Source organism: Mucilaginibacter arboris (genome assembly GCF_009754915.1).
In the GTDB taxonomy this organism is placed as follows: Bacteria; Bacteroidota; Bacteroidia; order Sphingobacteriales; family Sphingobacteriaceae; genus Mucilaginibacter_A; species Mucilaginibacter_A arboris.
Map to the genome: position 1 here is coordinate 280,051 of NZ_WPIK01000002.1, position 13,427 is coordinate 293,477.

General features: G+C 42.0%; 8 protein-coding genes. All 8 read left to right on the forward strand.

Translation table 11 applies throughout. The features are described from left to right. The first annotated feature begins 895 nt into the window (after window positions 1–895). The 8 genes from GO621_RS02975 to GO621_RS03005 all read left to right on the forward strand — a co-directional run bounded on the left by GO621_RS02975 (window position 896) and on the right by GO621_RS03005 (window position 13,320). Window positions 896–1,969, forward strand: a complete 1,074-nt coding sequence (locus GO621_RS02975) for a phosphotransferase enzyme family protein (RefSeq protein WP_157564035.1) — start codon at window positions 896–898, stop codon at window positions 1,967–1,969. An 88-nt stretch (window positions 1,970–2,057) separates the two neighbouring features. Beyond that, window positions 2,058–3,410, forward strand: a complete 1,353-nt coding sequence (locus GO621_RS02980) for a Gfo/Idh/MocA family protein (RefSeq protein WP_157564037.1) — start codon at window positions 2,058–2,060, stop codon at window positions 3,408–3,410. Between the two features lie 191 nt (window positions 3,411–3,601). Then, complete coding sequence (locus GO621_RS02985) at window positions 3,602–5,416, forward strand: glycoside hydrolase family 35 protein (RefSeq protein WP_157564039.1); 1,815 nt, start codon at window positions 3,602–3,604, stop codon at window positions 5,414–5,416. A 189-nt stretch (window positions 5,417–5,605) separates the two neighbouring features. Next, window positions 5,606–7,135, forward strand: coding sequence for an alpha-L-fucosidase (locus GO621_RS02990; protein WP_157564041.1), 1,530 nt, complete (start codon window positions 5,606–5,608; stop codon window positions 7,133–7,135). 187 nt (window positions 7,136–7,322) lie between these two features. Then, window positions 7,323–9,404, forward strand: a complete 2,082-nt coding sequence (locus GO621_RS02995; protein WP_157564043.1) for a sulfatase-like hydrolase/transferase — start codon at window positions 7,323–7,325, stop codon at window positions 9,402–9,404. Window positions 9,405–9,808: 404 nt separating this feature from the next. Beyond that, window positions 9,809–11,590 (forward strand): beta-N-acetylhexosaminidase, encoded by a 1,782-nt coding sequence (locus GO621_RS03000; protein ID WP_198170109.1) that lies wholly within the window; start codon window positions 9,809–9,811, stop codon window positions 11,588–11,590. Window positions 11,591–11,924: 334 nt separating this feature from the next. Then, window positions 11,925–12,068, forward strand: coding sequence for a hypothetical protein (locus tag GO621_RS18740; protein ID WP_198170110.1), 144 nt, complete (start codon window positions 11,925–11,927; stop codon window positions 12,066–12,068). A gap of 19 nt (window positions 12,069–12,087) precedes the next feature. Further along, window positions 12,088–13,320: a sugar MFS transporter gene (locus GO621_RS03005; protein ID WP_157564047.1), complete on the forward strand. Its 1,233-nt coding sequence runs from the start codon at window positions 12,088–12,090 to the stop codon at window positions 13,318–13,320. Window positions 13,321–13,427: the final 107 nt, after the last annotated feature.

Genomic DNA, 13,427 nt, shown 5'->3' on the forward strand with positions numbered 1-13,427 from the left:
CTTTTTTTTCCTTCCGGGCATGTACGCCTGTTAAAAATATTAACCCTCGGGTTTTTATTTTTTAGGTCGATGCTTCTTTTATCGCCTAAAAATCAGTGTGTTGTCATTTCAACCAACGGGAGAAATCTTCATCAAAGAATAAATTTCCGGCTGCTTTAAAAAAGGCCCCTCTCTTCAATGATAGCACGATGCTTCTTTTATCACCTAAAAAATTTGGTCATTAAGTTTTTGATTTTAGGTTAATGCTTCTTTTATCACCTAAAAATGTTGGTTGTTAAGTTTTTGATTTTTTGGCTAAAGCCCGTTGCCGGTTATCCTTTGTCCACGGCCTGAAGGCCATGGCAACTGCAATTGAACATGGCTATGACGTTCTAACTGTATAAAACGATCAAGCATTAGTAAACAGAAACCTGTCTTAAAAACCAAGATTTAAAATTGCCATGGTTTTCAGGCCGTGGGTTGCATAAAAGCAGGTAGCGGCTTTAGCCAAAAAGAGGAGCACAAAAAAAATTACGGAACAAAGTTTTAACTGTTCCTTGTGATTAGGTTGTGATTTTTTTGGGTTGATGCTTCTTTTATCACCCTAAAAAATCCATCTCGTTTTTTGCCTGGTAAAAGAAGCATGGTAAAACATTGGGGGAAAGTATAAAACAAGTTTTTAGCCGTTTTCTGCCATCTAATTTAAAACTTTTAATTTCTTTTTTAAAATTTAAAAAAGTTTTTTGTTTTTATCAAAAAATAAAATTAAATATGTGAAATATTAAGAAAGGAAAGGCTATACAATAAAATCAGTTTCTTAATCAGCCAAAGCAAAACAATTAGATACCGATAAAAAGCAGGGAAATAGGGAGGCAAGTTTTACAAGCAGAAAAAAAGTTAAACACGGTAATTGACAATGAAGCAGGAAACAATTAAAAACAACAATATAACCTATGCCTTAACAGAATTTGGTTTGGAACCGGAGGGGTACGAGGTGAAGAAATTTGGTTCAGGCCTGATCAATTATACCTGGAAACTAACCGGCAGTAAAGGTTCTTACATCCTGCAACAAATTAATGATACGATCTTTAAGCGCCCCGAAGACATTGCAGACAATATCAGGAAACTGCAAATATTTTTACAACAAACTGTTCCTGAATATCTTTTTGTAGCGCCAGTACCCTCATTATCCAACAAGTATCTTATCCAATCTGAGGATGGTTCATTTTATCGGCTATTGCCATTCATACAAGGTTCTCATACTGTAGATTACCTTCAGCACCAGGAGCAGGCTTATGAAGCAGCGGTACAATTCGGAAAGTTTACCAGGCTTTTAAAAGATTTTGATTTGAAGCAGTTAAAATACACGCTTCAGGATTTTCATAACCTGAGCCTGCGCTTTGAAGAATTTAAAACATCCTGTGCACAGGCAGGTCATAGCAGGCTTGAAAGGGCAAAAAAAGCAGTTGAAGAGGTCTTTTTAAACATGGATATTGCCAGGATTTATGGAGGGTTGATTAGCAATGGGGAAATCCCTTTAAGGGTTGTTCACCATGATACCAAGATCAACAATGTACTTTTTGACGGGCAGGGAAAAGGCCTTTGCGTGATTGACCTGGATACCGTTATGCCTGGTTTCTACCTGAGCGATGCAGGCGATATGCTGCGCACCTGCCTTTCGCCTGCGAATGAAGAAGAAAGCGACCTGGCTAAAATCCATATCAGGGAAGATTTTTTTATGGCCATTTACAACGGCTACATGAAGGAAATGGGAGAAGTATTGACCCCGAAAGAAAAAGGCCTGTTCATCTATTCAGGCAAGATGATGATCTATTTACAAGCTTTAAGGTTCTTAACAGATTTTTTAAACGGAGACAAGTATTACCATATTACTTATCCGGAACAAAACCTGATCCGGGCCTCAAACCAGTTTGAATTGCTCCGTCAGTATAATCAACAAGAGGACAGGTTCTTGCAATTGATAGGTTAACAGCAGGAAAAATGTTTTTTACAGATACTTTTTTGAAATAGTAAAATATTTATAAATTGGATAAATCATACATAAAACAATTTTGATAATGGAAAGAAGGGAATTTATTAAACAAGGGGCAATTGTTGCAGCTGGTTTCAGCATCCTGCCCTCTGGTACAGTTTTCGCAAATACAGCAAATGATGTAGTTAAACTTGGTTATATTGGTGTGGGTGAGCGCGGCAGGAACCATATTGCCGAGGGTTTGCTGCGCGATGACGTAGAAATCGTTGCGATTTGCGATACGCAGGAAGATTCGCTGAAGCATTGCCGCGAGCAGTTTACCAAAGCCGGTAAAAAGCTGCCGCAGGAATTTACGGGCGGCATTAATGCGTACAAGAAACTGCTGGAAAGAAAAGATATTCAGGCAGTAATTATTGCCACGCCATGGCAGTTCCATCATCCGCAGGCTATCGATGCCATGCACGCAGGTAAATACGTGGGCTGCGAAGTAGTGGCAGGGCTTAGTCTGGAAGATCATTGGGATATTGTCCGTACCTCCGAAAAAACCGGAATTCCTTACATGACGCTCGAAAACGTTTGCTATCGTCGTGATGTACTTGCCGCCTTAAATATGGTTAGGCAGGGTTTGTTCGGCGAGCTTGTTCATATTGAAGGCGGCTATCAGCATAATTTAAGAGATGTGCTCTTTAATAACGGGAAGCAGCCTTACGGCGGAGGTGTTGAATTCGGTCCATCTGCCTATAGCGAAGCACAATGGCGCACGCAGTTTAATATCGACAGGAACGCGGATATTTACCCAACTCATGGCGCCGGGCCGGCCATGCAGTATGTTGATATTAACCGCGGGAACCGTTTTACCAACCTGGTTTCCTTCAGTTCCAAAGCCAGAGGATTGGCCGCTTATGTAGAAGAAATGGCACCTGGCAATAAAAACGCAAAGATTAATTATAAAAACGGTGATGTGATCACTACAATGCTCAATTGTGCCAATGGCGAAACGGTATTGCTAAGCCATGATACACACTTGCCCCGTCCGTATTCCTTAGGCTTCCGCGTGCAGGGAACCAAAGGCATCTGGATGGATGTAAACAAAAGCGTTTACATCGAGCATCAGTCTAAAAAAGACGATGTGTGGGACCCAGCTCAGGAATGGTTCGAAAAATACGACCATCCGCTTTGGAAAAAATATGCCAGTCTGGCATCGGGCGCAGGACACGGCGGGATGGACTGGTTCGTTTTCAACGCGTTCATTCAATCCGTTAAACAAAAGAAACAAACGCCGATAGATGTTTATGATTCTGTTACCATGAGTGTGATCACGCCCCTGTCCGAAGCGTCCATCGCCCAAGGCAACAAACCGCAGGAATTTCCGGATTTTACCAAAGGCAAATGGAAAGAACGTAAAAATAAATTTGCTTTGGATGATAGCGGCTTTTGATAGCAGGCATCATAAAACCGATAATATCAATTGAATTTTCAGGCAGTAAAAATAGCATGCTTCTTTTATCACCATAAAATGGTGATGTATCTTGATCCGGGCAAAAAATAAAATTTGACGTTTTTTAGGTGATAAAAGAAGCATCTAAGCCAAATATTAAAATCGGGCAGTATCCAACTTCTTCCTAAAATATGAAAAAAACAGTCCTCTTATTTACCTTCCTTGCCTTATTTGCCCGTCATCTTGTTGCACAGGCGCCTCATCATTTCAGTTTAAGTCCTGATGCTTTTTTGCTGGATGGGAAACCCTTCCAAATCATCAGCGGCGAAATGCACCCGGCACGTATCCCGCATGAATACTGGCGGCACCGGATCAAAATGGCCAAAGCGATGGGTTGCAATACGATTGCAGCATATGTTTTCTGGAACTACCAGGAAGTAAGCCCGGGCCTGTTCGATTTTAGCACCGGCAACCACAATATCGCAGAGTTTATCCGTATTTGTAAAGAGGAAGGCATGTGGGTTTTACTTCGGCCAGGCCCTTATGTTTGTGCCGAGTGGGATTTTGGCGGTTTGCCTTCCTACCTGCTTAAAATACCCGATATAAAGGTAAGGTGCATGGACCCGCGCTACATCAACGCGATGACCGGTTATATCAACCATTTAGCAAAAGAGATCGTGCCGCTTCAGTGTAATAACGGCGGCCCGGTTTTAATGGTGCAGATAGAAAATGAGTATGGCAGCTACGGCAACGACAAAGAATACCTGGAAATGTTAAGAAAACTATGGCTTTCAAATGGCATTAAAGTACCTTTTTATACAGCTGATGGCGCGACACCTTATATGCTGGAAGCCGGGCACCTTGCAGGAACGGCAGTAGGGCTTGACAGTGGCGGCAGCGATGCAGATTTTAACCAGGCAAAACTGGCAGACCCAAATGTTCCGGCATTTAGCAGTGAAACCTACCCGGGCTGGCTAACGCACTGGGGCGAAAAATGGGCTTCCCCGGATACTGCTGCCCTCCGGAAAGAGATCACTTATTTACTGAAAAACAAGAAATCCTTCAACTTTTACGTCATCCACGGAGGCACTAATTTTGGCTATACGGCCGGGGCAAATGCGGGTTCTCCTACGCAGTACCAGCCTGATATTACCAGTTATGATTACGATGCCCCCATTGATGAACAAGGAAATGCTACGCCAAAATACAGGATGCTGCGCAAATTGATCAGCCAGTATGTATCCTATAAAGTTCCTGAAATACCCAAGCCGGTAAAAACAATTGCAATACCCGAAATTCAGTTGCGCCCGTTTACCAGTATCTGGCAAAACCTTCCTTCACCGCAGCATTCGGCACAGCCAAAACCAATGGAAGCTTTTGACCAGAACCAGGGATTAATGCTTTACAGGACACGCCTGATCGGACATAAATCAGGGAGGCTAACCATCACAGAACCGCATGATTATGCCTTAGTGTTTTTAGATGGAAAATTTATCGATACGATCTATCGTGATGGCGGCAAATGGAGCGTAAACCTGCCCAAAAGCAATACCAAAGTTCCGGTGCTGGATATCCTGATGGAAGGTATGGGCCATATCAATTTTGCACAATATATCATTGACCGGAAAGGGATCACCGACAGGGTTACGCTCAACGGAATGACTTTGATGAACTGGGAGCAGTACAAACTTCCTTTGGATGAAGCATTTGTAAAAGATTTAAAGGTTTCAGCAAGCGATGTAGCTAACAACAATGATAAAGGCCGGTTCTTAAAAGGCGAGTTTAAATTAACAGCAACCGGAGATACTTATTTTGATATGAGCAAGTATGCTAAAGGGGTTTTGTTTGTAAACGGCCACAATTTAGGCAGGTTCTGGAACCGCGGCCCTCAGCAGCGCTTATATTGCCCCGCTTCCTGGTTAAATAAAGGGAATAATACGGTGATTGTATTTAACCTTCAAAATTCAGATGCGCTGACGGTTTCAGGGGTAAAAAACCTGAAATGACCGGGATTTTATTAAAACCTCTCATGCTTCTTTTATCCCTATAAAAATGGTATATTTTTTTTATCGGTATAAAGATAAAAGGCCAATGTTTTTTAGGTGATAAAAGAAGCATCCTTATGCCAAATAAAATTAAACAGACCGTTAATACCTGTTCCTCATTTCATAAATACCCATCCATTTAAGCTGATTATGAAATTAAAAAGCTATATCCTTCCTGTTCCGATTTTCCTGTCAATCCTGTGCAGTTTTTCAATTTTAAAAGCACAGGATTTAAAAGAAAAGAACAATTACGTAATTATAAAACCTGCAGACAAACTTGCAGATATCGTTTACAAGGCCGCAACCCTTACGCCTTCGCCCCGTCAATTGCGCTGGCAAGAGTTGGAGCTTACCGCTTTTTTTCATTTTGGGCCGAACACTTTTACCGGCAACGAATGGGGGACGGGAAAAGAAGACCCGAAAGTATTTAATCCGGTTGAATTGGACGCCCGGCAATGGGTGCGCACGGCTAAAGAAGCTGGTTTTAAACAGGTGATCCTCACCGCAAAACACCATGATGGCTTTTGTTTGTGGCCAACCAAAACCACGGAACATTCTGTAAAAAACAGTCCCTGGAAAAACGGAAAGGGCGATGTGGTTAAAGAAGTAGCAGAAGCGTGTAAAGAATACAAGATAGGTTTTGGCATCTATCTTTCTCCTTGGGACAGGAATTCGGCTTTGTATGGTACAGATGCTTATAATGGGTTTTTTGCAGATCAGCTAACGGAACTGCTGACGCAGTATGGCCGCATTGATGAAGTATGGTTTGACGGCGCCAACGGCGAGGGGCCAAATGGTAAAAAGCAGGTATATGATTTTGACCGGTGGTACCAGCTCATCCGCAAACTCCAGCCAACGGCAACTATCGCGATAATGGGCCCGGACGTACGTTGGGTAGGTACAGAAACCGGATACGGCCGGGATACAGAATGGAGTGTGGTGCCGGCAAATAACTTAGATCCGGCTGCAATAACCGGAAACTCGCAGCAGGAGGTAAGTTTTAAACCGCAAGGCGATATGAGGGGAAATGACATTGGCGGCCGCGATAAAATAAAAAATGCCAAAGGTTTGGTCTGGTATCCGGCAGAAACAGATGTTTCCATCCGGCCGGGCTGGTTTTTTCACGCGGAAGAAAACGATAAGGTAAAATCACCGGAAAAACTGCTCGATATCTATTATAATTCGGTTGGCAAGAACAGCGTGCTGCTGCTAAATATCCCGCCGGACAAAGATGGCCTGATCAACAAAAGCGATATAAAGAGTTTGCAGGAATGGAAAAAGCTTCGTGATGAAACCTTTGCTACCAATCTTGCCAAAGGGGCTTCGGTTTCCTGTGCTAACGGATTGAATTTAAAGGCAGTTTTAGATGATGATTACCAAACTTATTTTATCACTAAAAATAAAGACACTTCGGCCATCATCACCTTCAAATTAAAAAGCCCTGAAACTTTTGATGTATTGCTTTTGCAGGAAAACATCAGCGTTGGCCAGCGGGTTGAAAAATTTGTGCTGGAATACTGGAACGATAATCAATGGAAGGAAGCAACAGCAGGTACGACTATCGGGTACAAGCGTTTGCTGCGTTTTCCTGCGGTAACAACAGACCAGGTGAGGTTAAAAATTGAATCGGCACGGTTAAACCCCGCCATCTCTGCTTTCGGTTTGTATAAACAACCCTAATTTTTGAGAAGGGTTAAATTGATAAATACAGGATTACAATGCTTCTTTTATCACCCAAAAATTGGAATCCGATCAGGTATCAAATAAAAAAGAGGATACTATTTTTTAGGTGATAAAAGAAGCATTGGTAAATAAGATAAGGTTGAACAAATTTTAAAATCAGTTCTAAAAACAACCACCGAAAAGCATGAAAAAGAATTATACAGTTATCGGTATCGTTTTGCTGGTATTGGCCAATGCAATTCCTGCCCGTGCCCAGAAAGCGCCGAATATTATTTTTATTCTTACAGATGATTTAGGTTACGGTGATATCGGCGTGTTTTTTCAAAATGAGCGGCAAAAATCAGGCGACAGGAGCAAGCCTTATGAGTTAACACCCTATATAGATCAACTGGCTGTCCGGGGCGCAAAGTTTACCCAGCAGTATTGTAATGCCCCGGTTTGTGCACCGTCAAGGGCATCCTTGTTAACCGGCGTAAACCAGGGCAATGCCCACGTGCGGGACAACCAGTTTGACAAGGCATTAGAGAACAACCATACGATGGCAACGGTATTAAAGGCTGCCGGTTACCAAACGGTTGCGGTTGGAAAATGGGGGCTGCAAGGTGTTACAGGAGATGGTCCCGATTGGCCTGCACATCCTTTAAAAAGAGGTTTCGACAGTTATTACGGATACATGCGCCACATGGACGGCCACGAGCATTACCCGGTGGAAGGTTTATACGACGGTAAAAAACAGGTTTGGAGCGATTATAAAGAGGTATCGGCAGGCCTGGAAAAGTGCTACACAACTGACTTGTGGACCGCCAGGGCAAAAAAATGGATCATCGACCATCAAAACAGCAAAGATGCTACCGCCCCGTTTTTTATGTACCTGGCCTATGATTGTCCGCATGCAGTTTTAGAACTGCCGACCGGTGCCTACCCCAAAGGGCGAGGCTTAAAAGGAGGCTTACAATGGCTGGACGAACCCGGGCACATGATCAATACGGCAACAGGCCAAGTAGATTCTTATATCTATCCCGAATATGCAAACGCCACTTACGATAATGACAGCAACGCCGCCACACCGGAAATACCCTGGCCCGAAACTTATAAAAGGTATGCCACCGCAGTGCGCAGAATAGATGATGCCGTAGGCGATGTGATGCAACTGCTGGCTGATCTGAAGATAGCAGACAATACGCTGGTTGTTTTTACTTCTGATAACGGCCCTTCTATCGAATCTTATTTACCGGCTTCTTTTGTGCCTAATCATCCTACTTTTTTTGGAAGTTACGGCCCTTTTGACGGCATCAAAAGGGATTGCTGGGAAGGCGGCTTGCGGATGCCAACACTTGCTGTCTGGCCTGGTCATATCCTTCCCGGAAAAACAATTACTACGCCAAGTATGCTGTCAGACTGGCTGGCCACTTTTGCTGATGCAGCGCATATCCAGCCTCCCGAAAGAACAGACGGCGTTTCTTTGCTGCCTGATCTCACCGGTAAAGGAAAACAGCAAAAAAGCTTGGTTTATGCAGAATATTTTGAAGGCGGAAGGACCCCTGCTTTTAAAGAATTTGAAGCCAGCCGCAGAAACAGGAAAAGGGAACAGATGCAAATGATCCGGATAGGCGACCTGGCTGGCGTTCGCTACCAGATTAAATCTGCCGGGGATGATTTTGAAATCTACAACGTAGTTAAAGATCCGAAAGAAACGGATAACCTTGCCCTTAAACCGGGCTTTGAAAAAATACAGGCACAAATGAAGGCCAAAGTATTGCAGGTACGCCGTGCAGATGCCGGAGCGCCCCGCCCTTATGATACTGTTCCCATTCCTGCAAGTACGTTTTCAGGAAAATTATTGCCGGGGATAAACTGGAAGTTTTACCAGGGGGATTTTCCCTGGGTGATCTCCGAGAAGAATTTAAAACCCAATAACAAAGGGACGGCTAAAAACATAAGCGGGAAAGAGCAGGACGCTAAGGAAGGAATGATCTGTTATGAAGGATTTATCAAAATACCGGCAGACGGCAAATATACTTTCTTCCTTCAGGCAGAAGGCAAAGCTTATCTGCGCCTGCACGAAGCTTCGTTGATCGATGAAGATTTCGGCTATCGGTCCAATACAGAAGTGAAACAGGAAATTTATTTAAAGGCAGGCCTGCATCCCATCAAATTAAATTATCTGATACCAGAAGGAATGGCGCCGGGCTTGAAACTTAAATGGCAAAATGCCAAAAGTGATTGGATGGAACTGTCTGATAAAGATTTTTACCATGAACAATAAAAATGATGATTGGAGGAGCAGGTTTAACTGTTGCTTAAATGGCACATGCTTCTTTTACCGGGTAAAATTGGTGTTTGTATTTAATCACTAAAGACCTATAAGGTTTTGAAAACCTTATAGGTCTTTAGTGATTTACCGGGTAAAAATTGGTGTTTACATTTAATCGATCAAAAAAAACTAGGGTTAACATTTTTTAGGTGATAAAAGAAGCATAAACCTAAAAAATCAAAATTTAAGGACCAGCATTTTTAGGTACTAAAAGAAGCATCGACCCCAAAAAAAGAGGGCCAGAAAAAAAAGTTTAAACAACTTCACTAATTGAAACATATCCTATATCATATAAACTATCAATAATGCTTAAAAAAAATTTTCTCTCCCTTGTTTTCTTAGTCCTTTTTGCAAGTATGGCAAATGCCCAGCTTGCAAACGACGTAACTATTATTCCTAAACCTGCTGCTGTACAAAGGGGTACGGGCACCTTTAAGATAAACAAAAACACCAGGATTATAGCAAAGGGAAACGATGCTAAAAAAGTAGCAGAACTGTTCAATTATTTTCTCAATAAAAAGTATGGCTTTGTTTTAAAGGTGGAGAACAATGCTGCTTCGGGCGCTATCGTTTTGAACACTTTACCGGCTGTTAAAATGCCTTCCGAAAGTTATCAGCTTAAAGTAACCAGTAACGGGATAAATATAGAAGGAGAACGCAGCGGTGTTTTTTACGGCGTACAATCGTTGTTGCAATTGATGGATGGCCCGGATAACCAACTTTCGGTTCCGGCAGTAACGATTAAAGATCAGCCTAATTTTGCTTACCGCGGCATGATGCTGGATGTATGCCGTCATTTTTTTGAAGTGGATGAGCTTAAAAAGATCCTCGATGTTATGGCTTATCTTAAATTAAACAGGTTCCACTGGCATTTAACAGACGATCAGGGATGGCGACTGGAAATCAAAAAATATCCGAAACTAACCACGATCAGCGCCTGGCGCGATTCGAGCATTATCGGCGGCTATAACGATTTTAAGCCATTTATTTACGATGGCAAAAGAACAGGAGGATTTTATACGCAGGACCAGGCACGTGCCATTGTAAAATATGCTGCGGAAAGGAATATCGAAGTAATTCCTGAAATAGAGATGCCCGGCCATTGCACTGCGGTATTAGCAGCTTATCCCGAGCTTGGTAACGGAACCGGCCCTTATCATGTACCCGGTTTCTGGGGCGTGCACCGCACCATTTACAATCCCGGTGAGCCTACTTTTGAATTTCTCGAAAATGTATTAAAGGAAGTAATGGCTATCTTCCCAAGTAAATACATCCATATCGGGGGCGACGAAGTACCGAAAGACGAATGGAAAACCTCCGCCTTGGCGCAAAAAATTATCGCTGATAATCATTTAAAGGATGAGGATGCATTGCAAAGCTGGTTCATCAGCAAAATTGAAAAATTCTTAAACCAGAACGGGCGGAATTTGATTGGTTGGGATGAAATATTAGAAGGAGGCTTAGCACCTAACGCTACGGTAATGAGCTGGAGAGGTGAGCAGGGCGGTATTCAGGCTGCAAAAGAAAACCATCATGTGATCATGTCTCCCGGCGGCTACATGTATATTGACCATGCGCAGGCAAAAGACAATAAAACCGAACCTTTGGCTATCGGAGGATTTTTGCCCTTAAATACCGTGTATAACTATCATCCCGTACCGGAAGTGTTAACCCCGGAACAACAAAAATATATATTAGGTGTACAGGCAAATATGTGGACGGAATATGTTCCAACTAATCAAAAATTAGAATATATGGTTTTCCCAAGGTTATTGGCTGTAGCGGAGGTTGGATGGACGAAGCCGGAAAACAAAGATTTTGATGATTTCAGCAAAAAGCGGCTGCCTAAGGTTTTACTTGATATGGAAAAATTTGGAATTAACTACAGGATCCCGGAAGGTGCTGTATTAATTGATAACGATCAGCAAACCGGAAGGAAAAAATTGACAATTACTTCATTTGTTGCAGATAGCAAAATATACTATACTGTTGATGGTTACAAAGCAGATAACACCGCTAATTTATATACAGGCCCGATATTGTTGCCCTTTACCAATAACCGTCCGATAACTGTGAAATACGTAATCGTTACACCATTAAACAGGATGAGTAATGAATTTAATATTAATATAAAATAATTTTAAGAACAGGAAAAATGGCAAATGTTACAGTCTGGCTTCAACAGGAAGTATCAAGCCTGGGTAAAATGTATTAGTCGAGACCTAGCTGACAGATGGGTTTTTTAGGTAATTGCGATAAAAATGATTTAGGGGTAAAACGGCCTTTATTGGCCGTGCAATTGGCAGCCGTAAAAAGCTCACATCGTTGCCAGGAACAACAGTGCAAAAACATTTATATTCTGGACCGGCCTCAGCTATAAAATAGGTAAAAGCGATTTTAGCATTAACAACTTTAAATGATGCTGCCATTTTAAATCGCTGGCAGCATTTTTTTAAGCTATAATTATGATATATGCTTGATTTTTTCCACGCAACAAAAATCAAAGTATTTGCAGAAAAAAGTATGGTAAAAACAGCATCGGCCTTAAATGTTAAACCGGAAACTTCCGAAGGTGGTGCAATGTGTTTACATTTACCCAACCAATTTCAAACCTAAAATTTTACGAACTTAGATTATGTCGCAAAAAGCCGCTTTTACCGAAAAAAGATTTCTGCTCACTTTTGTATTTGTAACCTCACTGTTTATGCTTTGGGGGATTGCCCATTCCATGAGCGATGTGCTGAACAAGCATTTTCAAAACGTTTTAAATGTATCCAAAGCACAGTCAGGACTGATCCAGTTATCTGTTTTTGGCGCTTATTTTATCATGAGTATCCCGGCGGGTATCTTCATGAAAAGGTTTGGCTATAAAACGGGCGTGCTTTTAGGGTTAAGCTTATTTGCTGCAGGGACTTTTTTATTTGTACCTGCCGCCAATGCCAATTCTTTTACTTTTTTCAGAGTGGCATTATTTATTCTGGGTTGCGGCATGGCTACGCTGGAAACCGTGGCACATCCATTTGCTGCTGCTTTGGGCGATCAACGTACAAGCGACCGCCGTGTAAATTTTGCCCAGTCTTTTAACGCCGTTGGGGCCATTGTTGGGCCTGCAATAGCTACTTATTTTCTGTTGCGTGTTACAGCCAGTTCGGGCCATACCCTTGATTCTGTAAAATCATTATATGCAGGCCTTGGTTGCTTTATAGTTGCTGTAGCTATTATGTTTTTCTTTGTGAAAGTACCGGCGCTTACAGATCCTCATGTAGTTACAGAAGTAAAGGACACTGATGCCGTAAATGTAGATACCGAGCCTGGAAAAAAATTATATCAGCACAGCCATTTTGTCTGGGCTGCTATTGCCCAGTTTTTTAATGTGGCAGCACAAGCAGGAACATGGAGTTACTTCATCAATTACGGACACGAAAAGATGGGTTTTAGTGATGAAAAAGCAGGCAACTTTATGGTATTGTTTATGGCGATGATGGCCATTGGCCGCTTTGTTGGAACTTATTTAATGAAATTTATCGCACCTAATAAAATATTAGCTGCTTTTGCTTTTTGCAGTATCATAGCCTGTATAATTGTTGCCCAAAGCTGGGGATGGGTTTCTTATGTTACTTTGTTCAGCATCAATTTCTTTTTCAGTATCATGTTCCCAACTATTTTTAGTTTGGGCTTAAAAAACCTGGGCAGCCATACCCAACAAGCTTCTTCTTTTATTTCGATGGGCGTTGTGGGCGGTGCGGTAATGCCTTATTTTATGGGGATGGTTGCTAACCACGATGTAGCACAGGCATATTATCTTCCAATCATCTGCTATGTGGTCATCTTTTTGTTCGGGTCCAGGTTTTATAAAGTTCACCACTAAATAGCAATTGGAACGTAAGGATGGATCATAACTAAAAACAAAGAGGCGGTAATTTTTAGTTAATTACCCGCCTCTTTGGTATTGTTGTAACAAACATTACAACCTCT